The sequence below is a fragment of the Burkholderia sp. KBS0801 genome, assembly GCF_005937855.2.
GTDB classification, from domain to species: domain Bacteria; phylum Pseudomonadota; class Gammaproteobacteria; order Burkholderiales; family Burkholderiaceae; genus Burkholderia; species Burkholderia ambifaria.
Genome location: NZ_CP042177.1, coordinates 232,554 through 256,489 on the forward strand (window position 1 = coordinate 232,554; position 23,936 = coordinate 256,489).

General features: G+C 67.5%; 26 protein-coding genes and 1 tRNA gene. 17 read left to right on the forward strand and 10 right to left on the reverse strand.

Annotated features, from left to right (window positions below):
* Positions 1 to 122: 122 nt before the first annotated feature.
* Together FFI87_RS01045 and metF are read left to right on the forward strand one after the other, a co-directional pair.
* On the forward strand, positions 123 to 476 hold the full coding sequence (locus tag FFI87_RS01045) for a phage holin family protein (protein WP_006477367.1): 354 nt from the start codon (positions 123 to 125) through the stop codon (positions 474 to 476).
* 24 nt (positions 477 to 500) lie between these two features.
* A complete protein-coding gene (gene metF / locus FFI87_RS01050) occupies positions 501 to 1,331 on the forward strand; it encodes a methylenetetrahydrofolate reductase [NAD(P)H] (RefSeq protein WP_138848396.1) in 831 nt (276 codons plus the stop codon).
* A 95-nt stretch (positions 1,332 to 1,426) separates the two neighbouring features.
* Here the strand turns inward: metF and FFI87_RS01055 are convergent, their stop codons facing one another.
* Both FFI87_RS01055 and FFI87_RS01060 read right to left on the reverse strand, forming a co-directional pair.
* The gene (locus tag FFI87_RS01055; protein WP_138848395.1) at positions 1,427 to 2,905 is read right to left on the reverse strand and encodes an amidase; all 1,479 of its coding nucleotides are present in this window, start codon (positions 2,903 to 2,905) and stop codon (positions 1,427 to 1,429) included.
* Positions 2,906 to 2,985: 80 nt separating this feature from the next.
* Positions 2,986 to 3,678, reverse strand: a complete 693-nt coding sequence (locus FFI87_RS01060) for a dienelactone hydrolase family protein (RefSeq protein WP_138848394.1) — start codon at positions 3,676 to 3,678, stop codon at positions 2,986 to 2,988.
* A 273-nt stretch (positions 3,679 to 3,951) separates the two neighbouring features.
* Here FFI87_RS01060 and FFI87_RS01065 point away from each other — a divergent pair, with 273 nt between their 5' ends.
* On the forward strand, positions 3,952 to 5,031 hold the full coding sequence (locus FFI87_RS01065; protein ID WP_138848393.1) for an NAD(P)H-dependent flavin oxidoreductase: 1,080 nt from the start codon (positions 3,952 to 3,954) through the stop codon (positions 5,029 to 5,031).
* Between the two features lie 452 nt (positions 5,032 to 5,483).
* Positions 5,484 to 6,626 carry a branched-chain amino acid ABC transporter substrate-binding protein gene (locus FFI87_RS01070; protein ID WP_105786831.1) on the forward strand — a complete coding sequence of 381 codons (1,143 nt, stop codon included), beginning with the start codon at positions 5,484 to 5,486 and terminating at the stop codon, positions 6,624 to 6,626.
* Between the two features lie 112 nt (positions 6,627 to 6,738).
* Here FFI87_RS01070 and FFI87_RS01075 read toward each other — a convergent pair whose 3' ends face one another.
* On the reverse strand, positions 6,739 to 7,953 hold the full coding sequence (locus tag FFI87_RS01075; RefSeq protein ID WP_138848392.1) for an MFS transporter: 1,215 nt from the start codon (positions 7,951 to 7,953) through the stop codon (positions 6,739 to 6,741).
* A 294-nt stretch (positions 7,954 to 8,247) separates the two neighbouring features.
* Between FFI87_RS01075 and FFI87_RS01080 the strand changes: the two genes are divergently transcribed.
* From FFI87_RS01080 to FFI87_RS01090, 3 genes are all read left to right on the forward strand, one after another.
* Entirely contained in the window at positions 8,248 to 8,907 is a 660-nt protein-coding gene (locus tag FFI87_RS01080) for a HugZ family protein (RefSeq protein WP_138848391.1), read from the forward strand.
* A gap of 355 nt (positions 8,908 to 9,262) precedes the next feature.
* On the forward strand, positions 9,263 to 9,556 hold the full coding sequence (locus tag FFI87_RS01085; protein WP_011655705.1) for an H-NS family nucleoid-associated regulatory protein: 294 nt from the start codon (positions 9,263 to 9,265) through the stop codon (positions 9,554 to 9,556).
* A 238-nt stretch (positions 9,557 to 9,794) separates the two neighbouring features.
* Positions 9,795 to 10,952 (forward strand): cation diffusion facilitator family transporter, encoded by a 1,158-nt coding sequence (locus FFI87_RS01090; RefSeq protein ID WP_041489740.1) that lies wholly within the window; start codon positions 9,795 to 9,797, stop codon positions 10,950 to 10,952.
* A 27-nt stretch (positions 10,953 to 10,979) separates the two neighbouring features.
* Here FFI87_RS01090 and FFI87_RS01095 read toward each other — a convergent pair whose 3' ends face one another.
* From FFI87_RS01095 to FFI87_RS01105, 3 genes are all read right to left on the reverse strand, one after another.
* A complete protein-coding gene (locus FFI87_RS01095) occupies positions 10,980 to 11,450 on the reverse strand; it encodes an Lrp/AsnC family transcriptional regulator (protein ID WP_006477376.1) in 471 nt (156 codons plus the stop codon).
* 79 nt (positions 11,451 to 11,529) lie between these two features.
* Positions 11,530 to 12,189 carry an exonuclease gene (locus FFI87_RS01100; RefSeq protein ID WP_138848390.1) on the reverse strand — a complete coding sequence of 220 codons (660 nt, stop codon included), beginning with the start codon at positions 12,187 to 12,189 and terminating at the stop codon, positions 11,530 to 11,532.
* Entirely contained in the window at positions 12,186 to 12,830 is a 645-nt protein-coding gene (locus FFI87_RS01105) for an MBL fold metallo-hydrolase (protein WP_138848389.1), read from the reverse strand. The genes FFI87_RS01100 and FFI87_RS01105 overlap by 4 nt, the downstream gene beginning before the upstream one ends.
* A 658-nt stretch (positions 12,831 to 13,488) precedes the next feature.
* Here FFI87_RS01105 and FFI87_RS01115 point away from each other — a divergent pair.
* Positions 13,489 to 14,100: a septal ring lytic transglycosylase RlpA family protein gene (locus FFI87_RS01115; RefSeq protein ID WP_012362845.1), complete on the forward strand. Its 612-nt coding sequence runs from the start codon at positions 13,489 to 13,491 to the stop codon at positions 14,098 to 14,100.
* 96 nt (positions 14,101 to 14,196) lie between these two features.
* Here FFI87_RS01115 and rsmI read toward each other — a convergent pair whose 3' ends face one another.
* The gene (gene rsmI / locus FFI87_RS01120) at positions 14,197 to 15,087 is read right to left on the reverse strand and encodes a 16S rRNA (cytidine(1402)-2'-O)-methyltransferase (RefSeq protein ID WP_138848387.1); all 891 of its coding nucleotides are present in this window, start codon (positions 15,085 to 15,087) and stop codon (positions 14,197 to 14,199) included.
* Between the two features lie 46 nt (positions 15,088 to 15,133).
* Here rsmI and FFI87_RS01125 point away from each other — a divergent pair, with 46 nt between their 5' ends.
* The 5 genes from FFI87_RS01125 to FFI87_RS01145 all read left to right on the forward strand — a co-directional run bounded on the left by FFI87_RS01125 (position 15,134) and on the right by FFI87_RS01145 (position 17,586).
* Positions 15,134 to 15,562, forward strand: coding sequence for a YraN family protein (locus FFI87_RS01125; RefSeq protein WP_138848518.1), 429 nt, complete (start codon positions 15,134 to 15,136; stop codon positions 15,560 to 15,562).
* A 126-nt stretch (positions 15,563 to 15,688) separates the two neighbouring features.
* Positions 15,689 to 16,273, forward strand: a complete 585-nt coding sequence (locus FFI87_RS01130) for an SIS domain-containing protein (RefSeq protein ID WP_105832030.1) — start codon at positions 15,689 to 15,691, stop codon at positions 16,271 to 16,273.
* A 17-nt stretch (positions 16,274 to 16,290) separates the two neighbouring features.
* On the forward strand, positions 16,291 to 17,088 hold the full coding sequence (locus tag FFI87_RS01135) for a BON domain-containing protein (protein ID WP_138848386.1): 798 nt from the start codon (positions 16,291 to 16,293) through the stop codon (positions 17,086 to 17,088).
* Complete coding sequence (locus tag FFI87_RS01140) at positions 17,085 to 17,444, forward strand: c-type cytochrome (protein ID WP_138848385.1); 360 nt, start codon at positions 17,085 to 17,087, stop codon at positions 17,442 to 17,444. Before FFI87_RS01135 ends, FFI87_RS01140 begins: the two co-directional genes overlap by 4 nt.
* Before the next feature lie 66 nt (positions 17,445 to 17,510).
* Positions 17,511 to 17,586: transfer RNA gene (locus FFI87_RS01145), tRNA-Ala, on the forward strand.
* Positions 17,587 to 17,687: 101 nt separating this feature from the next.
* Here the strand turns inward: FFI87_RS01145 and FFI87_RS01150 are convergent.
* Positions 17,688 to 18,368: a CGNR zinc finger domain-containing protein gene (locus FFI87_RS01150; RefSeq protein WP_244102055.1), complete on the reverse strand. Its 681-nt coding sequence runs from the start codon at positions 18,366 to 18,368 to the stop codon at positions 17,688 to 17,690.
* A 79-nt stretch (positions 18,369 to 18,447) separates the two neighbouring features.
* On the opposite strand from FFI87_RS01150, the gene FFI87_RS01155 reads away from it, so the two are divergent.
* The 4 genes from FFI87_RS01155 (at position 18,448) to FFI87_RS01165 (ending at position 20,932) form a co-directional block, all read left to right on the forward strand.
* Positions 18,448 to 19,554: an arginase family protein gene (locus tag FFI87_RS01155; protein ID WP_261378466.1), complete on the forward strand. Its 1,107-nt coding sequence runs from the start codon at positions 18,448 to 18,450 to the stop codon at positions 19,552 to 19,554.
* Positions 19,555 to 19,773: 219 nt separating this feature from the next.
* Entirely contained in the window at positions 19,774 to 20,004 is a 231-nt protein-coding gene (locus FFI87_RS34745; protein WP_261378468.1) for a hypothetical protein, read from the forward strand.
* Complete coding sequence (locus tag FFI87_RS01160; RefSeq protein ID WP_261378469.1) at positions 20,005 to 20,505, forward strand: hypothetical protein; 501 nt, start codon at positions 20,005 to 20,007, stop codon at positions 20,503 to 20,505.
* Complete coding sequence (locus FFI87_RS01165; protein ID WP_138848384.1) at positions 20,495 to 20,932, forward strand: DUF4279 domain-containing protein; 438 nt, start codon at positions 20,495 to 20,497, stop codon at positions 20,930 to 20,932. The genes FFI87_RS01160 and FFI87_RS01165 overlap by 11 nt, the downstream gene beginning before the upstream one ends.
* Before the next feature lie 118 nt (positions 20,933 to 21,050).
* Here the strand turns inward: FFI87_RS01165 and FFI87_RS01170 are convergent, their stop codons facing one another.
* Together FFI87_RS01170 and FFI87_RS01175 are read right to left on the reverse strand one after the other, a co-directional pair.
* A complete protein-coding gene (locus tag FFI87_RS01170; RefSeq protein WP_012362855.1) occupies positions 21,051 to 22,448 on the reverse strand; it encodes an enolase C-terminal domain-like protein in 1,398 nt (465 codons plus the stop codon).
* Positions 22,449 to 22,515: 67 nt separating this feature from the next.
* Positions 22,516 to 23,856 carry an MFS transporter gene (locus tag FFI87_RS01175; protein ID WP_138848383.1) on the reverse strand — a complete coding sequence of 447 codons (1,341 nt, stop codon included), beginning with the start codon at positions 23,854 to 23,856 and terminating at the stop codon, positions 22,516 to 22,518.
* Positions 23,857 to 23,936 lie beyond the last annotated feature (80 nt).

The window sequence follows — 23,936 nt, forward strand, 5'->3', positions numbered from 1 at the left end:
GGGCGTGCGCGGCATCGCGGCATGGTGCCGGATCGCCGGCCGTCGCGCCGTGCCCGCGGGCACGCGTGGCGGCCGGCGGCGGCCACTGACCGTACAGATCGACAACCGAACCGGAGCCCTCCATGAGCGTCATCCTCACCTGGGTCATCAACGCCCTCGCGCTGCTGATCATCACGTACCTCGTGCCGTCGATCCACATCAAGAGCTTCGGCACCGCGCTGATCATCGCGGTCGTGCTCGGCCTGATCAACACGGTGATCCGTCCGGTGCTGATCCTGCTGACGCTGCCCGTCACGATCGTCACGCTCGGGGTGTTCATCCTCGTCGTGAACGCGCTGTGCTTCTGGTTCGCGTCGTCGCTGCTCAAGGGGTTCGAGGTGTCGGGCTTCTGGTCCGCGTTCTTCGGTTCGATCCTGTACAGCATCGTGTCGTGGCTGCTGTCCGCGCTGATCTTCGGGCAGCGCGACATCGGCTGACGGCCGGGCCCACTCTTGCGAATCATGAAACCGATCGAACTCTCGTTTGAATTCTTCCCGCCGAAGACGGCGGAAGGCGTCGAGAAGCTGCGTGCGACGCGTGCGCAGCTGCTGCCGCTGAAGCCGAAATTCGTCTCCGTGACGTTCGGCGCCGGCGGCTCGACGCAGCAGGGCACGCTCGATACCGTGCTCGACATGCAGAAGGACGGCCTCGAAGCCGCGCCGCACCTGTCGTGCATCGGCTCGTCGCGCGCCGACCTGCGCGCGATCCTCGACCAGTACCGCTCGCACGGCATCCGCCACATCGTCGCGCTGCGCGGCGACCTGCCGTCGGGGATGGGCGCGGTCGGCGAGCTGCGCTATGCGTCGGAGCTCGTCAGCTTCATCCGCGCCGAGCATGGCGACTGGTTCCACATCGAAGTCGCCGGCTATCCGGAGTACCACCCGCAAGCGCGTTCGCCGAAAGCCGATCTCGAGAATTTCGCGCGCAAGGTGAAGGCCGGCGCGAATTCCGCGATCACGCAGTACTTCTTCAACGCCGACGCGTATTTCCGCTTCGTCGACGATGCGCGCAAGCTGGGTGTGGACGTGCCGATCGTGCCGGGCATCATGCCGATCACGAATTTCACGCAACTGATGCGCTTCTCGGAAATGTGCGGCGCGGAAGTGCCGCGCTGGGTCGCGCGCCGGCTCGAGAGCTTCGGCGACGATCGCGACGCGATCCGCGCGTTCGGCGCGGACGTCGTCACGAGCCTGTGCCAGCGCCTGATCGATGCGGGCGTGCCGGGGCTGCACTTCTATACGCTGAACACGGCGTCCGCGACGCGGACCATCTGCGAACGGCTCGCGATGTAAGCACCATCGCGCGGTTGCATGCGATGAAACCCCGCCGGCCAAAACCGGCGGGGTTTTTTCGTCGTCGGCCGATGGCGGTGGCGATGGTGCTGGCGTCAGCGCTGCGCCTGCATCAACGGCGGGCGCCGGTCGAACCACGGCCGCGCCTGTTCGAGCTGGCGTGCGAGCTTCAGCAGCAACGCATCGTCGGTGTGGCGCGCGACGAACTGCACGCCGATCGGCAGCCCGCGCGCATTCCAGTAGAGCGGCACCGACATCGCCGGCTGGCCCGTCAGGTTGAACAGCTCGGTGCAGCCGGCCCACGCGAATGCCTTCTCCGACGTCTTCGCCAGCATTTCCCGCAGCAGCGGCTTCACCGGCAGCGCGCCGAGCAGCTTCATCTGCGCGGCTTCGAACGGCGTCGGCTGCAACGCGCCGATCCTGACCGGCGGCCCCGCGAGCGTCGCGCACAGGACCACGTCGTAGCGCGACACGAGGCCCGCGACCTGCACGGTGAGCTGGCGCTGCCATTCGAGCACGTCCTGCAGCCGCGCGCGGGCGATGCGCCGGCCGATCACGGCCATCGCCCACGTCGCCGGTTCGAATTCGGCGCGCTTCGGCGTGCGTCCGGTGATCGTGCGCGCGCCGAGCACCATCTCCTCGGCGATCGTCGCCCACAGCGTGAGAAAGGTCTCGGCCGCGCGCGCATAGTCGATGTGCAGCGTCGCCGGTTCGACGTGATGGCCGAGCGATTCGGCGAGCGCGGCCGCGTCGTCGAGCGCCGCGCGAGTGTCGTCGTCGAGCGCCGGGGCGAGCATCGGGTCGGTGACGAGGCCGATCCGCAGCGGACCGGGCGGCGTGTCGAGCGCGCCGAGAAAGGTGCCGGCCGCGCCGGGCGGCAGCGTCTGGCCGGTCGTCACGTCGAGCAGCAGCGCGCTGTCGCGCACGCTGCGCGACACCGCGTGCTGGACCACCAGCTCGCCGTTCGACGGCAGGTCGACCAGCACCGGGTTGCGGCTCGGCTTCAGGCCGAACAGCCCGCAGCACGACGCGGGGATCCGGATCGAGCCGCCGCCGTCGGACGCATGCGCGAGCGGCACGATGCCGGCCGCGACGGCGGCCGCCGCGCCGCCGCTCGAGCCGCCGGGCGTGTGATCGAGATTCCACGGATTGCGGCACGGGCCGAACAGCTCCGGTTCGGTGTACGGCATCTGGCCGATTTCCGACGTGTTGGTCTTGCCGAATATGTTGAGCCCCGCCGCGCGGCTGCGCGCGATCAGCGGCGAATCGTCGGCGGGCACGAAGTAGCGGTAGTGCCGGCTGCCCATCGACAGCGGCAGCCCGGCGACCGCCGCGCCGAGATCCTTCACGAGATACGGGACGCCCGCGAACGGCGCGTCGGCGCCGGCGTCGACGGCCGACTCCGTGCGCTTGCGCGCGGCGTCGTAGTCCTGCAGCACGATCGCGTTGACCGCGCCGTTCACCGCTTCGGCCTGGCCGATCGCGGCGTCGAGCAGCTCGCGCGGGCTCGCCTTGCGTTCGCGCACGAGTGCGGCGAGGCCGATCGCGTCATGCGCCAAGTAGTCCGAGTGCATCGCAGTCACCCCCGTTGCGACCTGTGGCGATGAAAGGAGGATAACGCGGGCCCGGCGTGCCGGGCCCGTTACCGGCCGCCTTACAGGTGCTCGGCGAGGAACGTCAGCGTGCGGCCGTGCGCGAGGGCCGACGCGCGCTGGTTGTAGGACGCGCGGTCCGTGCAGTTGAAGCCGTGCTCGGCGCCCGGGTACACGTGGAACGATGCGTTGTGGCGGCCCGCGAACGCCCCCTTCACCTGTTCGACGGCGTCGAGCGGGATCCCGTGGTCGTTCTCCGCGTAGTGGAACAGGATCGGCTGCGTGACCTTGCCGGCGAGGTCGAGCGCGTTCTGGATGCCGCCGCCGTAATAGGCGACCGCCGCATCGACCTTGCCCGTCGCGGCCGCGCGGTACGCGATCTGGCCACCGAAGCAGTAGCCGATCGCGGCGAGCTTGCCGGCGACCTCGGGGCGGGCGCGCAATGCATCGGCGGCCGCGCCGATGTCCGCGACCGCGAGGCCGACGTCGGTCTTCTTCATCAGCTCGATGCCTTTGTCGCGATCGGCGCCTTCGTAGGTCAGCTCGACGCGCGGCTGCGTGCGCCAGAACACGTCCGGCGCGAGCGCGACGAAGCCGTCGGCCGCGTACTGGTCGGCGACCGCGCGGATGTGCGCGTTCACGCCGAAGATCTCCTGGATGATGATGACGGCGGGGCCCTTGCCGCGCTTGGGCAGCGCGAGATAGCCGCCGAAGCTGTCGTTACCGGTCGGGATGTCGATCCATTGGGCAGTCACGTTTGAACTCCTGGCGAACGGGCGCGCGACAGGCGCGCCGCGGATGGAAAAAAGGGGCGGCCTAGTGTGCCACCAATCCTGTGGCGCTGCAGCGGGTGCAGGCGCGTGCGTGCCGGGTGTTAGCGCTGGTCGCGGCCGCGCCCCCGAACCCGCTTCTCGTGCAGCGATCGTTTCGATCTCGATTATTCATTTTTCGGCGCTGCGGGGCTTCGCTAGAGTCGATGTGTCGGCTTTTACAAAGCGCTTTCGCGCATCGTCATCGAAGGATTCGCCATGTCCGCCCGTGCATTTTCCACCCCGTTTGCCGAACGCTTCGGCCTGCGCCTGCCGCTCGTGCAGGCGCCGATGGTCGGCGCCACCACGGCCGCGATGGTCGCGGCCGCGTCCAATGCCGGCGCGCTCGGCAGCCTCGGCGCCGGCGCGTTCGAGCCGGCGCGCCTCGCGACCGAAGTCGACGCGATTCGCGCGGCGACCGCGCGGCCGTTCGCCGTGAACCTGTTCGTGTTGTCCGAGGTCGCGCCCGATGCGGCGAGCGTCGCCCGCGCGCTCGCCGCGATTGATCCGCTGAACGCGGCGCTCGGGCTGCCGCCCGGCACCGCGCCCGCGCGCTACGCCCCCGACTTCCGCGCGCAGCTCGATGCGCTCGTCGCGCTGCGGGTGCCGGTCGCGAGCTTCACGTTCGGCGTGCTCGACGCGGCCGACGTCGCGCGCCTGAAGGCGGCCGGCACCTACGTGATCGGCACCGCGACGCACGTCGCCGAAGGGCTCGCATGGCAGGCGGCCGGCGCCGACGCGCTGTCCGCGCAGGGCGCCGAAGCCGGCGGCCATCGCGGCACCTTCATCGGCTCGGCCGACGATGCGCTGATCGGCACGCTCGCGCTGGTGCCGCAGCTCGTCGACGCGACCCGCCTGCCCGTGCTCGCCGCGGGCGGCATCATGGACGGCCGCGGGATCGCCGCCGCGCTCGCGCTCGGCGCGCAGGCCGCGCAACTCGGCACCGCGTTCCTGACGTGCGCGGAAAGCGCGATCGCAGCGGACTGGAAGGCGCGGCTGCTCGCGAGCGCCGATACGTCGACGCAGGTCACGCGCGCGATCACCGGGCGTCATGCGCGCGGCTTGCGCAACACGCTGATGGCGCGGCTCGGCGAACGCGTGGCCGATGCCGCTCCGTATCCCGTGCAGAACGCGCTGACGCAGCCGCTGCGCCAGGCCGCCGCGCGCGCGAACGATGGCGACTACCTGTCGCTGTGGGCCGGGCAGGGCGCGCCGCTCGCGCGGTGGCGCGATGCCGCGCTGACGACGTCGCAACTCGTCGACGCGCTCGACGCCGAATGGCGCGCAATCGTCGCATGAACGCGGCGTCGCCGCCCGTGTGACCGCTTCGTGTCGGCGCGTCTGCCACGTGAAGAAACGCGCGTGCTGTCACGCGCGTTTCATTCAATGATCCCGTGCACAAAATACCGAATCGAAATGACACGGGAATGCTTTAAATCGACCTTCCCTCCGGCCGTCCGTAATTAGCGGAAACCCTTATCGGGCGCGGCTTGCGGCGATATTCGAGCAGTCATTCCAAAGCGCCGTATCGGTAGTGTTACCACTACCCCAAAAAAGTCCCACAAATTAATTTGATCACCTACACTTGCGCGCAAGTACGGACGGGGAGCCGCTAAAAGCGACTGTCTTCACGTGCTTGATGCCAAGTGCATGAACGATGCAACCGGCGAATCGTCCAGTGATGCAAACACAGGGATGGCAGCGGGGCACCGGGCGATGGCGTTTTATTGGGACCGAAACTGGAGACTTACATGAATATCAAGATGCAAAAGCTGCTGCCGATCACCGCCGCGGCGATGCTGTGCGTTGCAGCTGCAAGCAACGCGGCCGCCGATCAAGTCGTCAAGATCGGCCACGTCGCGCCCTTGACGGGCGGCATTGCACACCTGGGGAAGGACAACGAAAACGGTGCACGTCTCGCAGTCGAGGAGATCAACGCCAAGGGTCTCACGGTCGGCGGCCAGAAAATCACGCTGCAACTCGATGCGCAGGATGACGCGGCCGACCCGCGCCAGGCCACGCAGGTTGCGCAGAAGCTCGTCGACGACAAGGTCGTCGCGGTGGTCGGCCACCTGAACTCGGGCACGTCGATCCCGGCCTCGAAGATCTACAGCGATGCGGGCATCGTGCAGATCTCGCCGTCGGCGACCAACCCGGCTTACACGCAGCAAGGCTTCAAGACCACGTACCGCGTGGTGGCAACCGATGCGCAGCAGGGCCCGGCACTCGCGAACTACGCGCACTCGAAGGGTATCAAGAGCGTCGCGGTGGTCGACGATTCGACCGCATACGGCCAGGGTCTCGCGAACGAGTTCGAGAAGAAGGCGAAGGCGCTCGGCCTGAAGGTGATGTCGCACGATGCGACCAACGACAAGGCGGTCGACTTCCGCGCGATTCTGACCAAGATCAAGGGCGAGAATCCGGACGCGATCATGTACGGCGGCATGGATGCCACCGGCGGCCCGTTCGCGAAACAGGCGAAGCAGCTCGGCCTGCGCGCGAAGATCTTCGCGGGCGACGGCGTGTGTACGGAGAAGCTGGCCGACCTGGCCGGCGACGCGACCGACAACGTCGTGTGCTCGGAAGCCGGTGCATCGCTCGAGAAGATGCCGGGCGGCGGCGCGTTCAAGGCGAAGTACGAGAAGCGTTTCGGCCAGCCGATCCAGATCTACGCGCCGTTCACGTATGACGCCGTGTACATCATCGCCGACGCGATGAAGCGCGCGAACTCGACGGACCCGGCGAAGATCCTCGCAGCCATGCCGGCGACGAACTACACGGGCGTGATCGGCACGACGACCTTCGACGCGAAGGGCGACCTGCGGCACGGCGTGATCTCGCTGTACAACTACAAGAGCGGCAAGAAGACGCTGCTCGACGAAGTGAAGATGTAAGCTGACAAGCGGTCGACAGAAGGGGTGAAGGCGCGCCCGCGGCAACGCGGGCGCGCTTTCTTTTTGGCGGGCTCGCGGCGGGTGGTGTGCTCCGCGCCCGTGCCCCGTGTGCTCAGATCTTCAGATGCGCGAGCACCTTCGGCGCGATCACCGCGACGAGCGCCGCGCACAGCGCGACGACCGCCAGGCCGACCGTCAGGTTCGCGGTTTGCGCGACCGCGCCGATCACGACCGGACCGAACAGCAGTCCGAAGTACGCGAGCCCGGCCACGTGCGCGAGACCTTCGGCCGCGTGGATGCCTTTCACGCGCGCGGCGGCGGCGAACAGCACGGGCATCATGTTCGCGAGGCCGAGGCCCATCAGCGTGAAACCCGTCAGCACGGCGATCGGGTTCGGCAGCAGCAGCGCGCCGATCATCCCGGCGCACGCGAGCGACGCGCTCGCGAATACGAGCTGCGGCGCGCCGAACCGCGCGCGCACCGCGTCGCCCGCGAAACGCGCGATCGCCATTCCGCCGGAGAACGCCGCGTAGGCGGCGCTCGCGAGCGCGGGGCTCGCCGCGACGACGTCGCGCATGTAGACCGTCGCCCAGTCGTACATCGCGCCTTCGGCGATCAGCGCAAGCAACGCGATGCCGCCGAGCATCCACAGCGCGGCCGAGCGCCAGCGGTTGCCGCCGCCGTGCGCGTGCTCGTGATGCGGGACGTGCGGGAGGACGGCCGGGATCGCGGCCAGGAGCACCGCCGCGTTGATGGCTGCCGCGAGCGCGAGATGCACGGCCGGCGCCATGCCGGCCGACAGCAGCGCGCCGCCGGCTGCCGCCCCCGACATCCCGCCGATGCTGAACATACCGTGCAGCGACGACATGATCGGCTTGCCGAGCGCGATCTCGACCGCGCTCGCCTCGGCGTTCATCGCGACGTCGAGCGTCGCCATCGAGAAGCCGAACAGCGCGAGCACGACGAGCAGCATCCAGTAGTCGGGCACGACGAGGATCAGCGCCGCGCACGCGGACATCACGAGGCCGCCGACGAGGCACGCGGTGCGCGAGCCGACCCGCGCGATCCAGCGCGCGATCGTCAGCATCGCGGCGATCGAGCCGCCCGCGACCGCGAACAGCGCGATCGACAGCAGGCCGGGGCTCAGCGCGAACTTGTCGCGCACGGTCGGCACATGCACGCCCCACGACGCGTACATCATGCCGGCGACGAAGAACAGCGCCATCGTGGCCGTGCGGGCGCGCTGCCGGACCGGCAACGCCAGCGTGCGATGCGCGTCGGGCGGCGCGGCGAAGTCGGACGACGATTGGGAGGAGGACTCGGACATGGAACTCGCTTGAATTGACGAGATGCGGGCGCGTCGCGCCCATCGGATTCGTCCGATTCTATCGAATCGCTTACGGTTTTGCCGGCGTGCTGGCCATTCGGCTGATCCCGGTCTCCGGCTGCGCGACCTGCGGCACCTGCGCCACCTGCGTGCCCCGCATCAGCCATCCGGCCGATGCCCGGCCCGCCGCCGCCGCGGGTAACATCGATGCGCAGGCGGCGTGCGCCGAAGCTTGCCCATGCTGCGCGCCTTCGCCATCCTTGCCGCCCAGTCCTTCCGACCGCAGGAGTCACCGTGAACATCGATCCAGCCCTTGCCCTGCACCTGCTGCACCGCTGCGCGCTCGGCACGCTCGCGACCCACGCGCGCGACCTGCAAGGTTTTCCGTATCCGACGGTCGTGCCGTTTGCACCCGATCCGAGTCATCGGCCCGTGATCCTCGTGAGCGGCCTCGCCGAGCACACGCGCAACCTCGCCGCCGACCCGCGCGCGGGCTTTCTCGTCGTCGACGCGCCGGGCGGCGACGTGCTGAACGCCGAGCGCGCGACGCTGCTCGGCCGCTTCGTCCCGCTCGGCGACGATCCGCATGTCGCCGCGCGCTACACGCGCTACGAGCCCGACGCCGCGCGCTATCTCGCGCTCGGCGATTTCGCGTTCTGGGCGCTCGACATCGAGCGGCTGCGCTATATCGGCGGGTTCGGCCGGATGGGCTGGGTGGACGGCACGAGCCTCGATGCGCTGCCGCCGCTCGGGTTCGACGACGAGCGGGCGTTGTGGGACGCGTACGACTCGAGCAGCGCGCGCCGCGACGGGCTCGACCTGCTCGGCGTCGACCGCCACGGCGCCGACTGGCGCTGCGACGGCCGCCGCGTCCGCACGCCTTTCGATCCGCTGCCCGACGACGCCGGCGCGCTGCGCGAGCGGTTGCTCGCATGCGCGGCGGATGTGACGTGACGCCGCGCATGCCGATTTGTCTGTATGGCGAACCACGCCATACGATTTACACAAACCTGTCGCGGGATGAAAGCTTTGATTTTCCAGAATGCAGGGTAATTGCGTATGTTGATAGCCCTATTACCGGAATCGGTAATGTCCTAATCTCTATGCAAGCGCATGAAAATTTGAGAAAAGGCCGTTGCCGGTCAAAATGACATGCGTGATTTACAATTGGTCTCGGGATTTCCATGAATCCCGCTTCTATCAAATCTTTTTTGTGCTAATCTCTGCCTTCGAAAATCCGAGGCACAAATATTCCATGAATGGTGAGCTGGCTGAGACCGGCGCCATTGATCATATAGAAAGGGAAACTATGTCTTCTTACAAGGACCTGCTGGCCCAGCGGGAAAAGCTGGAGAAGCAAATCGAAGAAGCGAAGTCGCGCGAATACGCCGAAGTGCTGAATGACGTGAAGCAGAAAATTGCCGACTACGGCTTTTCGCTCGCGGAACTCGGCCTCAACCGCGCGAAGGCAGGCAAGGTTGGTCGCCCGCGCGCAGGCGTGGCCGCCAAGTACCGCGATCCGGAAACGGGCGCGACGTGGTCGGGCCGCGGCAAGCCGCCGCGCTGGATCGCCGGCAAGAACCGCGAACAGTTCACGATTTAAACATCTGTTTAAGTCGTCGCCTCAAAAAGAGCCGCGTGTCCGTCGAGGAGCGCGGCTTTTTGCATTGTGGCATCGGAGTGAATTGAGCGTTGTCATGAAAATGTCAGAAAGCGTGCGTGAATGAAAATGCGACCCGTTCGCATAAGCGGTTGATTTAAATAGAAAATTTCGTGTTACTCGAATGCCGCGCGGGCGCCGTTTGATAGAATTCCGTATCTCAACCGATATCTCGTATTTCATGTCCACGTTTTCTGGCGACGCGCAAAGCGCGGATAAGCACACGGTGGCGCGCAAGAGCACCCTCGTCAGTATCGTGCTGAATGTGGTGCTTGCGACGTTTCAGATCGCCGTGGGTGTGGTTGCGCATTCGCAGGCATTGATTGCCGATGGCGTCCATTCGATTTCCGATTTGATCTCGGATTTTGTCGTCCTGGTTGCGAATCGCCATAGTGGTGCATCGCCGGATGCCGATCACAATTACGGGCACAGCCGCTACGAGACGGTCGCATCGCTGTTCCTCGGCGCGATCCTGATCGCGGTCGGTATCGGCATGCTGTGGCGCGCGGGCAACCGTCTCGTGAACCTCGAGAACATCCCGGCCGTCCATTTCTCCGCACTGATCGTCGCGCTGACCGTGCTCGTGTCGAAAGAGGCGCTGTTCCGCTACATGCTGCGCGAGGCGCGGCGCGTGCGTTCGGCGATGCTCGTCGCGAACGCGTGGCATGCGCGCTCGGACGCCGCATCGTCGCTCGTCGTCGCGATCGGCATCGTCGGCAGCCTCGCCGGCGTGCGGCTGCTCGACCCGATCGCCGCCGCGATCGTCGGCTTCATGGTCGCGCGCATGGGCTGGACGTTCGGCTATGACGCGTTGCAGGACCTGTCGGATCGCGCGCTCGACACCTCCGCGTCGGCCGAGATCCGCGCGCTGCTCGTGGCCACGCCGGGCGTGCGCGACGTGCACGAGCTGCGCACGCGCAAGATGGGCGATGCGGCGCTCGTCGACGCGCACATCCTCGTCGATCCGATGATCTCCGTATCCGAAGGGCACTACATCGCGGAAACCGCGCGTGCGCGCGTGCTGCGCGACCCGCGCGTGCTGGACGCGCTGATCCACGTCGACCCCGAGAACGACGTGGCGCGCCGTCCGGCGCTCGCGCTGCCGCCGCGCGCCGAGATCGCGACGCGGCTCGAGGCCGCGCTCGCGCAGCGCGGGCTGCATCCGGCCGCGATCAACCTGCACTACCTGAGTACGGGGCTCGAAATCGACGTGACGCTGGACGCCGGCGCGGGCGACACCGACGCGGCGCTGGCCGGCCGGCTCGATGTCGACACGCTCAAGCGCCAGTTCGGCGCGCGCCGGATCGGATTCACGCGCGGGCTGCCCGCGCAGCCGTGAGCGGCGCAGGCGGCCGCGGGCCGCGCGTTACAGCGGCAACTGCGTGTCGAACTTGATTTCGCGCAGCACGACGCTCGTGCGCACCTGCGACACGGCCGGAATCTTGAAGATCCGTTCGTGCAGGAAGACGTCGTAGGCCTTGATGTCGGGCGCGACGATCTTGAGGATGTAATCGGCTTCGCCCGTCGTGCTGTAACACTCGGTGACTTCCGGGCAGGTCGCGATTTCGCGCTCGAACTGCTCGACGCCGCCTTCGTTGTGGCGGGTCAGGTGCACGTGCGCGAGCGCGCACACGTGCAGGCCGAGCTTCTCGCGATCGAGCAGCGCGGTGTAGCGCTGGATCACGCCGGACTGTTCCATGTCCTTGATGCGGCGCCAGCATGGCGTGCTCGACAGGCCGACCTGGTCGGAGATTTCCTGTACGGAACGGCGCGCGTCGAGCTGCAACAGGCGAAGGATTTTTTGCGAAAAGGAATCGAGCGTCACCTGCGCCTCCATGCGGCAGCTACAACATGCTCAATGTTAGAGGGCCGGGAAAGGAAAGGCAATCTGGCGGCGTGCCGGTGAGCGAGATTCTCTAATTTGCGCGCGGATCCGTGGGGTTTTGTCCCGCCCCCGCCTGTTCCAACCGATCGGTATCGGATACCGCGAGGCCCGCGAGCGCCGCCTGCTGACGGCGCAGGTCGGCGAGCATGTTGCAGAACAGCGTGCCTTGCTCGATCGCGTCGTCGAGCGCGACGTGCGTGTGCGGATGATCGTCGAACCAGTGCTTCGGAAAGCGCGGCTTGATCGCCTTGCGGTACGGCAGGCCCGTCATCGCGAACGCGAGCGTCTTGATGTCGAGCGCCGACCACGAGAACGGGCAGCGCCCGGTGAAGCGCATCATGTACCAGAACATGAACGTGAAATCGAAGCCGGCCGGCATCGCGACGAACACCGGCTTGCCCGGCAGCGCCTCGACCCACTCGACGTACGCGACGAGCGCGGCCTCGGGCGCCTGCAGGTCGCGCCGGCACGCGGCCCACGCTTGCGGTTCGGTCTTCCACCACGCTTCCTGCACCGGGTGGGCGTGGGCGCCGGGCAGCGTCTCGAGGTTCGCGGAGAACGTCGCGATCAGCTGCTTGTCCTCGGTATAGGCGGCCGACGCGAAGCTCAGCATCGAATGCGGGCCGGGAATCGGGCCGTCGGCCTCGACGTCGGTGCTGACGTAGATTTCGGGAATGGCGGTCTGGTTCATCCGAACACCTTGTCGGACACGAACGGATTCGTGCGGCGCTCGTCGCCGAAGGTCGACAGCGGGCCGTGGCCCGGCACGAACGTGACGTCGTCGCCGAGCGGCCACAGCTTCTCCTTGATCGAGCGCACGAGGTCCGCATGGTTGCCGCGCGGGAAATCGGTGCGGCCGATCGAGCCGGCGAACAGCACGTCGCCGACGATCGCGACGCGATGCGCGCGGCTGAAGAACACGACGTGGCCGGGCGTGTGGCCCGGGCAGTGATAGACCTCGAGCGTCTCGTCGCCGACCTGCACGGTGTCGCCGTCGTTTAGCCAGTGGTCCGGCTCGAACGTCTCGGCGGCCGGGAAGCCGAAGCGCTGGCTCTGCATCGGCAGTTGCTCGATCCAGAAGCGCTCGTCTTCCTGCGGCCCGACGATCGGCACGCCGTAGTGCGTCGCGAGCGCCTTGGCGCCACCGCAGTGATCGATGTGGCCGTGCGTGAGCAGCACCTTCTCGAGCTGCACGTTCTGCCGCGCGATCTCCTCTTCGATCCGTTCGAGATCGCCGCCCGGATCGACGACGGCGGCGCGGCCGGTCTTTTCGCAGACGACCAGCGAGCAGTTCTGCTGGAACGGCGTGACCGGAATGAGCGTGACTTTCATGGAAGCACCGGCGGCTAAAAGGAGCGATTGTACCGGTCGCGCGCGCGGCCCGCCGCTCCTGCGGTGCAGCGTCGGACGCGCGCGTGCGGGCAATCCCGGAGCATCCCGATTGTTGCCGCCATAGAGAGAATCAATGGTCCGGGCGGGGGCCTTTTCGAGATGACCTTTTGATTTATGTATAATGCCGCCCATTGCGCGTGAATTTCACGCAATTCGCTGGTGTTTCGGCCCCGTTAAATGAGGGCGTCGAATTCACCGTCAAGCATCGACCGCCGGGGAGTCCGGCGGTGTATCCAGCACCGAGCATTCGGTGCTCACGTCTTGTCCGGCCGGGTGCTGCGCGCCCGTCTGCGGCCTTGCTGCCGCGCCGCCGGATGAGGCCTGTGCCGCCGTTCCTGTGCGTTGGCTGTACGCGACGCGCGCGAACGTGAAAGCCATGTTCGATGGCGGCATGTGGGGTCTGGTCAGGCTGCCGGGGACAGGTTGCGCCAGACGTGAAAACTAATCAGGACGGTTGCGGCACAGACGAAAGCCGCGCCCATGCTAGCCGCCTGCTCGCATCCGAGCGGGGCGTGCCCGCATTTGCCGTCCGGGCCGCGTATCCGCGTTGTTGAGCAGCGTTGTATCGGTGCGGCCCGAACCACAAGGCGACACGTCGATGAACTTACGTTTTCCGACTCGATTCGGGACCATTGCATTATTTTTCGCGCTGACGGGCTGTGCGGTGCCATCCAGCCAGACGACCAGCAGCATCAACCAGAAGAGCGCGGTCAGCAAGACGGCCGCGGCCGCCAAGGCGGACGACGACAAGCAGCAACTGAGTTTCGATTCCGCGCTGGCATCGATGCCGGCTGCCGACAGCAAGGACGCGAAGAAGTCGTCGCTGGCGGACGCCGAGCCGATCGACGGCAAGGACGTGTCCGACTTCCGCCAGACGGGCCGGGCATCGTGGTATGGCCGCGATTTCCACGGCCGGCGCACCGCGAACGGCGAGCGCTTCAACATGAACGCGCTGACCGCCGCGCACCGCACGCTGCCGCTGTCCTCGTACATCAAGGTGACGAACGCGTCGACCGGCAAGTGGGTCGTCGTGAAGGTCAACGATCGCGGGCCGTACAAGCGCGGCCGCGTGCTCGACCTGTCGTATGCGGCTGCCAGGATGATCGGCCTCGTGCACTCCGGCACGGGTCGCGTGAAGATCGAAGGGCTGTCGCCGCAGGAAGCGCGCGAGGCACGCGACGAAATGCTCGCGTCGCTATCGTCGAAGTAACGCGGCGGTTCGTTCGCTGATGCAAAAAGGGCTGCCTTCGGGCAGCCCTTTTGCGTTTTCGCGGGCATGGCGGCAAGGGCCGCCAGCGCTCGCTCGTCAGTTTTCCTTCGAGCCTTCTTTCAGCGCGAGCGCGCGCGCATACAGCGTGTTGCGCGACGCGCCCGTCAGCGCGGCCGCGAGCTTCGCCGCGCTCTTCACCGGCACTTCTTCCAGCAGCAGCTTGAGCAGCGCGTCGTGTGCGGTGTCGTCGGCTTCGCCGCTGTCGGCCGGCGCGCCTTCGACGACCAGCACGAACTCGCCGCGCTGCCGGTTCGCATCGCCGTCGAGCCAGCTCTGTCCTTCGGCCAGGGTGCCCTGGAACAGCTGCTCGTGTAGCTTGGTGAGCTCGCGCGCGATCAGCAGCCGGCGCGCGGGGCCGAACGCGTCGGCGAGGGCGGCGACGGTGTCGGCGATCCGGTGCGGCGCTTCGTAGAACACCAGCGCGTACGGGTGCCGCGCGAGCGCCTGCAGCGCGTTCGCGCGCTGCTTCGCCTTCGGCGGCAGGAAGCCCGCGAACGTGAACGCGCCGGCCCAGTCGCCCGCCACGCTCAGCGCGGTCACGGCCGCGCTCGCGCCCGGCAGCGGAATCACCGGGAAGCCGGCCGCGCGCACGGCGTCGACGAGCCGCGCGCCCGGGTCCGAAATGCCGGGCGTGCCGGCGTCCGACACGTACGCGACGCGTTCGCCGGCGCGCAGCAGTTCGATCACGCGCAGCGCCGCTTCGCGTTCGTTGTGCTCGTGCACGGCGACGAGCGGTTTCGAGATCCCGTAGCGGGCCAGCAGCTGGCCCGTGTTGCGGGTGTCTTCGGCCGCGATGCGGTCGGCGAGGCCGAGCACGTGCAGCGCGCGCAGCGTGATGTCGGCGGTGTTGCCGATCGGCGTCGCGACCACGTAGAGCGCGGCGTCCGGGTAGTGCTGCGTTTGCGCGAGTTCGAGGAGGGGAGTCATGGCAGGCAATGCGCGCAATCGCGGCGCAAGCGGAACAAGGACGGCATTGTGCCACGCGGCGCCGGCCGCGCCGGCCAGCGGGCGCGGTTTGCCGCGCGGCGGCGGCAACTTTTCCGGCGCGGCGGGATCCAGATCGGTCGGCGCGACGTTCGAGCAGCGCGCGCGGCAGTTCCTCGAACGCCGCGGTCTCGCGTTCGTCGCGGCCAACGTGACGATGCGCGGCGGCGAGCTCGATCTCGTGATGCGCGCGCCCGATGGCACGCTCGTGTTCGTCGAGGTACGCGCGCGGCGCAGCACTCGGCACGGCGGCGCGGCCGAGAGCGTCGGCTGGCGCAAGCGGCGGCGTCTGATCGCGGCCGCGCTCCATTTCTGGGTGCGGCACGGCAAGGGCGCCGCGTGCCGGTTCGACGTCGTCGCGTTCGAGGCCGGCCGGCTCGAGTGGCTGCGTGACGCATTTCGTGCCGACGATGTGTAGCCGCGAGCTGTGACGAGATGTAAAGAGTTCTTGCCATACCGCTGGAGACGGTGCCGGAGTGCGGTAAACTCGCCGCACCCATGACGTTGCGTGCTGCGTGCCACGCGCCCAGTTCACCAGGAATCGATGTCAGTCGAACGTATTCAGCAACATTTTCGCGACAGCGCCGCGCTTCACGCCGAAGCGGCCGATGCGCTGTCGCTGCCGATCGCAGCCGCGGTCGACGCGATGTTCGCCGCGCTGGCGAACGGCAACAAGATCGTTGCATGCGGTGACGGCCTGTCGGCCGCCGCCGCGCACTACCTCGCCGTGTCGCTCGTCGGCGGCTTCGAGCGCGAGCGTCCGGGCCTGCCGGCGATCGCGCTGGCCACCGATGCGTCGCAGGGCGGCCTCACCGGGGCAGCCGCTGCCGATCAGCTGTTCGCGCAGCAGGTGCGCGTGCTCGGGCAGACCGGCGACATCCTGCTGGTGCTCGACGCGAGCGGCGCGTCGCCGCGCGTGCTGGCCGCGATCGACGAGGCGCACGAGCGTGAGATGACCGTCGTCGCGCTGACGGGCGGCGACGGCCACGCCGTCGCGGCTGCGCTGTCCGATACCGATATTCCAATCAGCGTGCCCGCCTCGCGTGCGGCGCACGTCCACGAAGTCCATCTGCTGACCATCCACTGCCTGTGCGACGGCATCGACGCGATGCTGCTGGGTGAGGATTGAACGAAGGAGAGCCGTCGATGAATCAAAGCCGCGTCAAACAGACGCTCGTCAGAACCACGTTGCTCGCCGCGCTGACGGCGGGCCTCGCGATGTCGCTGCAGGGCTGCGTGCTCGGCGTGCTGGGTGCGGCGGCCGGCGGCGGCGCGCTGATCGCGACCGATCGCCGTACGCTCGGCGCGCAGACCGAGGATCGCGAGATCCAGGTCAAGTCGCTCACGCAAATCAACAACGGGCTGCCGGACCAGTCGCACGTAAACGTCACGGTGTTCAACCGCCGCGTGCTGCTGACGGGTGAAGTGCCGAACGACGCATCGAAGCAGCGCGCCGAGGAAATCGTGCGCGGCATCAACAACGTGAGCGCGATCGTCAACGAGCTGTCGGTCGAGCCGGCATCGTCGCTGTCGTCGCGCGCGAACGACTCGTACCTCGAAGGGCGCGTGAAGTCCGAGCTGATCGCGACGAAGGGGCTCTCGGCGAACTACTACAAGGTCGTCAGCGAGCGCGGCAACATCTACCTGCTGGGTCTCGTGACGGTCGACGAAGGCAATCGCGGCGCGGATGCGGCGAGCCAGGTGCCGGGCGTCGAGAAGGTCGTGAAGGTGTTCCAGTACATCAAGCCGCAAGACGCGCAGGCGTTGCAGGCTGCGTCGCCGAGCACTGCGTCCGGCGCGCAGGCCGCCGCCGCGCCCGCGGATGCAACGACGGTCGGTGCGGTGCCCGATGCATCGGTGCAGTCCGCTCCGCTGCAACCGCCCGCGCCGATCTCGAATTCGTCGAGCGTGCATCCGGGCAACCCGAAGGCAACGCCGCAATGAAGTCGACGCAAATCAGAATCAGGCAATGGTTCGTGCAGGGCGCCGCGGCCGCGGCGCTCGCGGCCGGTGCGCTCGGCACCGCGCACGCGGACGTCGGCGATGGCCTGAAGGTCGCGCGCAGCAATGCGTGCATGGGCTGCCACGCGGTGGACCGCAAGCTCGTCGGCCCGTCGTTCAAGGATATCGCCGCCCGCTACAAGTCCGATCCGCAGGCCGTTGTGAAGCTGTCGAAGAAGGTGAAGGACGGCGGCTCCGGCGTCTGGGGCGCGATTCCGATGCCGGCGCACCCGCGCATGAGCGACGCGGATCTGCGTTCCGTGGTCGATTGGGTGCTGGCCGGCGCGCCGTCGAAGTGACGCGTCGGGGGTGAGGCAAGCCCTATTGCCAAGCGCGGAAATGCATGTGTATGATGGTTGTCTGTCGGGGCGGTAGCTCAGCTGGGAGAGCGTCGCGTTCGCAATGCGAAGGTCGGGAGTTCGATCCTCCTCCGCTCCACCAACGAAAATCCGAAGGGCTCGGTCGCAAGACCGAGCCCTTTTTGTTTTCCAGCATCCCCCGCGTAGCGCAGGCGCCTCGTATCCCTTTCGACCGGCCCGTTCCTATTCGGCCGCGTCGCGATCGTGCGCCGGCCCCGCCAGCCCCTGCCTCGTCGCGTGGTAGTGCCGTCGCGCCTTCGCGACGTTTCCACAGGTTGCCATGTCGCACCACTTGCGACGCCCCGTCTTCGACCCATCGATGAACAACCACGCGCAATTCGGCCCCGCGCACATCCGGAGCCGGCCGTCCGGCATCGCTTCGAGAAGCTTCACGGCGTCGAGCGCAATCCGCTCGGCGGGCAGGTGCAGGTCCGCGTCGACGCGCGTATCCGGCGCGTAGCCGAATGCCACTCGTCCGGCCGTCGCGACCAGCCGCTGCCTGCTCACCGCCCGCCGCCACGCGTGCTCCAGCGTGGCGAGATCCGCTGCGGCCGGCGATGCGCGGTGTGCGAGCGCATCGAAGATCCCGAACAACGCTTCACGAAGGCGCTTGGCATCGCGCAGCGCGCGGTCGGCCGCCGCAGGGGCGGCGGCCGCGCAGGCCGCGAGCCGCTTCAGGTCGAGCGCGGGGAGAAAGTTCGCCGACGCCAGCCACGCCAGATACGCGTCGTAATCGGGCAGCCAGTCACGCGGCGTGTCGTCGCGGCCGGTCACCGTATTGACGAAGTCGAGGACGGCGTGACCGCCGATGAAATCGCGCGCCACGAACGTATGCGCTTCCATAACCGGTGAAGTCTTTGACATGGGTTAAATCGATGCTAACCTTTGATGGCATTTTTACAGGTTATCACGCACGACGACCGCGATTGCGCGAGGAGAAGTCATGACGGAGCCGACCGCTTCATCCGACCTGCAGGCCGAACACTCGTCAACCGGCGTCGTTCGGCCGATCGAACTCATCGCCGCGCCGAGCAGCCTCGGCCTGAAGCCGAACGGCGCCGGCCGCGAGCCCGACACGTGGCGCGGCCCAGGCGCGCTGCTCGCCACCGGGCTCGCCGCCCTTCTGGGCGCGCGCGTTGCGTGGCTTGCGCATCCTGCCTATGTGTTCGAGCCGCAACCCGGCACCCGCATCCGTAACGGCGTGTCGATCCGCGCGTTCTCGCTCGAACTTGCCGCGCACGTCGCCGGTGCGCTCGCACGGGGCGCCTTTCCGATCGTGCTCGGCGGCGACTGCAGCATCCTGCTCGGGTGCCTGCTGGGCAACCGGCACGCAGGGGGGCGCGGGCTCGTCCACGTCGACGGGCACAGCGACTTCTTCCATCCGGGCAATTACGACACGGCGACGCGGCTCGGCTCCGCGGCCGGGATGGATCTCGCGCTGGCGACCGGCCGGGGCGAGCCGCTGCTGACGTGCTGGCCGGACCTGGACGGCCCGCTCGTCGACGATCGCGACGCATGCCAGGTCGGCGAGCGCGACGCCGAAACCGCCGAGTTCGAGGCTGCCTACGGCGATATCGTTCGAACGGCGATCACACAAACGACGATCCAGCAGTTGCTCGCGCGCGGGCCTGCCGCGGTCGCTGGCGAACTCGTCGACTGGCTGCACAGGCGCGCGCTTCGGCGGGTGTGGCTGCACGTCGATCTCGACGTGCTCGATCAGTCGCAACTTCCTGCCGTGGATTCGCCCGGCTCGCCGGGGCTGGACTTCGATGGGCTCGATGCGTTGCTCGGGCCGCTCGTCGCGTCCGGGTGCGTTGCGGGGATCGACTTCACGATCTACGACCCGGGGCTCGATCCGGGGCTGGCGCATGCGGACCGGATCGCGCGCAGCGTCGCGCGGAGTGCGGAGTGCGGCCGCGCTGCCGGGTGTGCGGAGCCGATAGTGCGGGCCGCCGGGGGGAGGACGCGTGGCCGCCGACGCGAACGCGGGCCTATTGGCGACGCCCGAAACTCGGCCGCTTCCGACTCGCCGCGCGCTGAAGACGCATAGCATCCAGGATGCCTATCTGAGGCGTACCGAACCGTAACGGTTGGGCGCAATTTGATCGGGGGCTCCGTTACACCCTTATCGGCATCTCCTCACCTGACAGCTCTGCAATTTTCAACGGACACGAGTCGTATTCTGCTGGCGGAGTCCTCCGTCACCGGTTGACCGGAAACTGCTCCGCATTGCCCAATTCACCGGATGATAATGGCGGAGTAGTGCGGCATGGCCTCGGTGACGATCGATATGGGGTTCGGCAGGCGAGCGACGCTGTCCACCGACGGTGGATCACGACAGTCGCTTGAACACCGCTCCGCTGTCTTGGAATTGATGCTCCATTGGCCGAAGTACACGGGGCTGACGACAGGCGCTGCCGGCTTTCTTCGGGAATTGCAGCTTGGTCTATTCAAAGGAGATCCGGTTGCTGCGCTGAAATCAGCGATCGAGGACGGATGAGTGTCGGTATCCATCGACCGTGCGGTGCCAAGTATTGGCGGTGTTGCCGATCAACCGTCGACGCGGCCGTTTTCACGGCCCCTTCGATGCGCAAGCGTGCCGTCGATGGCCGCATTGCCGGTAGACAAGCCGCTTCCGGACTGGGCAACGTGGAGCGACGTATCTGCCGACTCGTTGATCGATTATCTGGAAGGCGTTGTCGCTGAAGGGCGTACAGCCGAGTTTGCGCAACGTGACGATACTTTGCTCGGGGATGCGCGTCCGTTCGATTACGTTGGTAGGGCAGCGAGCGATGGCGTCGAATCATTGGCCGCCTCGACCAACAACCCGAACTTTGCGGCAAAGATGCTCGGGTACGATCGCAAGACGTTCGGGCAGATGCTGCATGTGCTGAAGCCGGCAAACGGCTTGGGACCAGCCGACAATCTCATCTTTCACGACAGCGGAGAGGTCGAGTTCAAAGGCGTAATTCTGGACAACATTCACGACTATGCACCCTGACTCTCCGGCGCCTTCTGAAAACATCCTCGCATACGCGACGTTCATCATTTCGTCGGAGGACGTGCACCCGGACACGTGGACCGCCTTTTTCGGCGTCTTCCCCAGTCGAACGATCACGCGAGGAAAGCCCTATCTGCTACCGTCGGGACGCCTCGGTTCCCGGCCCGGAAAGCTCAACCTTTGGGCGTTGGAAAGCAAGCCTGCTGTTCATAGCGATCGATTGGAGCCGCATCTTCGGTACCTGATCGACCGCCTCTCGTTGCCCCGCGACGATCTCCGTGAGCGCGTCGAACGGGCTGGCGCGCGCATGCGATTCTTCTGCTACTGGGACAATGAGACGGGTAATCGTGTGCCGTATGTGTCGGAGGCCACGCGCAAGCTCATTGAATCGATCGGGGCCGTGCTCGAAATCGATGAATACCGATAACGTGGATGAGTTCGGCGCGAAGCGCAGCGCAATGCAATGCGTGGTGAATGTGCCGCCGAGCCGGCGACCGGCTCGCGCGGTTTGCGCGGTTTGCGGATGAGGCCGGCTGCAGCCGCCGTCATCCGCGCCCGAAACTCGGCCGCTTCGGATCATACGTCCACCCTGGCACCAGATACCGCATCGCCATCGCATCATCGCGCGTCGTGCCGCCCACCTCCCGATACAGCGCATGCGCGGCCTCGACCTGCGCCATGTCGAGCTCGATCCCCAGCCCCGGCCGCTCCGGCACGGCCACCTGGCCGCCGACGATCGCGAGCGGTTCGCGCGTGAGCCGCGCGTCGCCTTCCTGCCAGATCCAGTGCGTGTCGATCGCGGTGATCGTGCCGGGCGCCGCCGCGGCCGCATGGGTGAACATCGCGAGCGACACGTCGAAGTGATTGTTCGAGTGGGAACCCCATGTGAGCCCCCAGTCGCGGCACAGCTGCGCGAGCCGCACCGAACCCTGCATCGTCCAGAAGTGCGGGTCGGCGAGCGGGATGTCGACCGCCTGCAGTCGCACCGCGTGATCCATCTGCCGCCAGTCGGTCGCGATCATGTTGGTCGCGGTCGGGATGCCGGTCGCCCGCCGGAATTCGGCCATCACCTCGCGGCCCGAGTAGCCGGCTTCCGGCCCGCATGGGTCCTCGGCATACGCGAGCAGGTGGCCTTGTCCGCGGCACAGCGCGACCGCTTCGTCGAGCGACCACGCACCGTTCGGGTCGAGCGTCGCGCGGGCGTCGGGAAAGCGCGTCTTGATCGCCGCGATCGCTTCCATCTCGTCCGCGCCGGCCATCACGCCGCCCTTCAGCTTGAAATCGGCGAAGCCGTAGCGTTCGACCGCGGCCTCGGCCTGCCGCGCGATCGCGGCCGGCGTGAGCGCGGCTTCGTTGCGCAGGCGGAACCACGGATCGGTTGCATGCGTTTCGTCGCGATACGGCAGGTCGGTGCGGCGCCGCTCGCCGATGTAGAACAGGTACGCGAGCATCGGCACCGCGTCGCGCTGCTGGCCTTCGCCGAGCAACGCGGCGACCGGCACGTCGAGATGCTGGCCGAGCAGGTCCAGCAGCGCGGCCTCGATCGCGGTGATCACGTTGTCGAGCCGCAGGTTGATCTCGTGCGGCTGGCGCAGCACGGCCGCCTCGCCGGCCGACGTCACTTCGTGCCGGATCGTGCGTCCGGCGCCCGCCGCCGCGCCGGACAGCGCCGCGCGCACCGCGTTGAGCGTCGCCTGGTAACGCCCGATCGACTGGCCGACGACGAGGTCGGTCATCCGTTCAAGCGCTTGACGGATGCCTTCGCCGCCGGGCACTTCGCCGACGCCCGTATGGCCGCTGCTGTCGTCGAGAATCACGAGGTTGCGCGTGAAATACGGCGCGTGCGCGCCGCACAGGTTCAGCAGCATGCTGTCGCGGCCGGCGACGGGGATCACCTGCATGCGCGTGACGCGCGGCGTGCCGGCACGGCGGGATTCGGACATCGGTTCGCTCCTGGTTCCGGTGATGCACGGGCCGCCGGACGCGCCGGCGCAGCCCGCGCCGTTCAGTTCAGTTCAGCTCGACGCGTCGAATTTCGCCGACGACGAACAAATAGCAGATCACGGCGACGAGCGCGTGCGCGACGACATACACCAGCGCGCCGTTGAACGAGCCGCTGCGGTCGACGATATAGCCGATCGCGATCGGCGTCGTGATGCTGGAAAGATTGCCGCAGGTATTGAGCAGCGCGCCGCTCAGGCCGGCGATCTGGCGCGGCGCGGTGTCGGCGTTGACGGCCCAGCCGAGCGCGCCGAGGCCCTTGCCGAAGAACGACAGCGCCATGAACAGCACGACGAGCACGTGCGAGTCGGTGTAGTTGCAGACGATCATCGACATCGACAGCAGCATGCCGATCACGATCGGCACCTTGCGCGCGACCGACAGCGACCGGCCCTGCTTGAGCAGCCCGTCGGACACGATGCCGCCGAGAATCCCGCCGAGAAACCCGCACACGGCCGGGATCGACGCGACCAGGCCCGCGTTGAGGATCGACATCCCGCGCGCCTGCACGAGATAGACGGGAAACCACGTGATGAAGAAGTAGGTGAGCGCGTTGATGCAGTACTGCGCGACGTACACGCCGACGAGCATCCGGTTCCTGAGCAGCGCCTTCACGTGACGCATCGACGGGCCGCCGTCGCGCGCGCCGGTCGCCTGGTCGATGTTGACGAGCGCACCGCCTTCGGCGAGGTAGTCGAGCTCCGCATCGTTGACGCGCGGGTGCGCCTTCGGGTCGTACATCGTGCGGTTCCACACCAGCACGAACGCGAAGCCGAGCACGCCCATCACCGCGAACACCGACTGCCAGCCGAACGCATGCACGAGCCAGCCCATCAGCGGCGCGAACACGACGGTCGCCGCGTACTGCGCGGCGTTGAAGATCGCCGATGCGGTGCCGCGTTCCGCGGCCGGGAACCAGGTGGACACGATCCGGCTGTTGGCCGGGAACGACGGCGCCTCGGCCGCGCCGACCAGGAAGCGCAACCCGAACAGCAGCGCGAACGCGGCCGCACCGCTGAAGAAGCCGATGCCGCCCTGCAGCAGCGTGAACAGCGACCAGAAGAAGATGCTGAACGCATAGACGATGCGCGACCCGAAGCGATCGAGCAGCCAGCCGCCCGGCAGTTGCGCGATCACGTACGACCAGCCGAACGCCGAGAAGATGAAGCCCATCTGCACGTGGCTCAGGTGCATCGCGCGGGCGAGCGCCGGGCCGGCGATCGCGATCGCCGCGCGATCCGCATAGTTGATCGTCGTGACCGCGAACAGCACGGTCAGCACGAGCCAGCGCACGCGGGTGCGCCGGGCCGTTGCCGACACGGATGCCGGCAATGCGTGAAGCGGATTCATGACTGTCTCCTCCGAAGGGCGGAAGGTGCCGTCGTGCGGCGGCGCGTCGGGTGCGCGCGTTTTTTCGTGGTGGTATTGCC

Coding starts and splice junctions, on each gene's coding strand:
- FFI87_RS01140 (WP_138848385.1), top strand. CDS start 17,085: ATGAAGTCGACGCAAATCAGAATCAGGCAATGGTTCGTGCAGGGCGCC.
- FFI87_RS01175 (WP_138848383.1), bottom strand. CDS start 23,856: ATGAATCCGCTTCACGCATTGCCGGCATCCGTGTCGGCAACGGCCCGG.
- FFI87_RS01150 (WP_244102055.1), bottom strand. CDS start 18,368: ATGTCAAAGACTTCACCGGTTATGGAAGCGCATACGTTCGTGGCGCGC.
- FFI87_RS01100 (WP_138848390.1), bottom strand. CDS start 12,189: ATGAACCAGACCGCCATTCCCGAAATCTACGTCAGCACCGACGTCGAG.
- FFI87_RS01130 (WP_105832030.1), top strand. CDS start 15,689: ATGTCAGTCGAACGTATTCAGCAACATTTTCGCGACAGCGCCGCGCTT.
- FFI87_RS01105 (WP_138848389.1), bottom strand. CDS start 12,830: ATGAAAGTCACGCTCATTCCGGTCACGCCGTTCCAGCAGAACTGCTCG.
- FFI87_RS01135 (WP_138848386.1), top strand. CDS start 16,291: ATGAATCAAAGCCGCGTCAAACAGACGCTCGTCAGAACCACGTTGCTC.
- FFI87_RS01075 (WP_138848392.1), bottom strand. CDS start 7,953: ATGTCCGAGTCCTCCTCCCAATCGTCGTCCGACTTCGCCGCGCCGCCC.
- rsmI (WP_138848387.1), bottom strand. CDS start 15,087: ATGACTCCCCTCCTCGAACTCGCGCAAACGCAGCACTACCCGGACGCC.
- FFI87_RS01055 (WP_138848395.1), bottom strand. CDS start 2,905: ATGCACTCGGACTACTTGGCGCATGACGCGATCGGCCTCGCCGCACTC.
- FFI87_RS01070 (WP_105786831.1), top strand. CDS start 5,484: ATGAATATCAAGATGCAAAAGCTGCTGCCGATCACCGCCGCGGCGATG.
- FFI87_RS01045 (WP_006477367.1), top strand. CDS start 123: ATGAGCGTCATCCTCACCTGGGTCATCAACGCCCTCGCGCTGCTGATC.
- FFI87_RS01065 (WP_138848393.1), top strand. CDS start 3,952: ATGTCCGCCCGTGCATTTTCCACCCCGTTTGCCGAACGCTTCGGCCTG.
- FFI87_RS01165 (WP_138848384.1), top strand. CDS start 20,495: ATGCACCCTGACTCTCCGGCGCCTTCTGAAAACATCCTCGCATACGCG.
- FFI87_RS01170 (WP_012362855.1), bottom strand. CDS start 22,448: ATGTCCGAATCCCGCCGTGCCGGCACGCCGCGCGTCACGCGCATGCAG.
- FFI87_RS01095 (WP_006477376.1), bottom strand. CDS start 11,450: ATGGAGGCGCAGGTGACGCTCGATTCCTTTTCGCAAAAAATCCTTCGC.
- FFI87_RS01155 (WP_261378466.1), top strand. CDS start 18,448: ATGACGGAGCCGACCGCTTCATCCGACCTGCAGGCCGAACACTCGTCA.
- metF (WP_138848396.1), top strand. CDS start 501: ATGAAACCGATCGAACTCTCGTTTGAATTCTTCCCGCCGAAGACGGCG.
- FFI87_RS01090 (WP_041489740.1), top strand. CDS start 9,795: ATGTCCACGTTTTCTGGCGACGCGCAAAGCGCGGATAAGCACACGGTG.
- FFI87_RS34745 (WP_261378468.1), top strand. CDS start 19,774: ATGGCCTCGGTGACGATCGATATGGGGTTCGGCAGGCGAGCGACGCTG.
- FFI87_RS01115 (WP_012362845.1), top strand. CDS start 13,489: ATGAACTTACGTTTTCCGACTCGATTCGGGACCATTGCATTATTTTTC.
- FFI87_RS01085 (WP_011655705.1), top strand. CDS start 9,263: ATGTCTTCTTACAAGGACCTGCTGGCCCAGCGGGAAAAGCTGGAGAAG.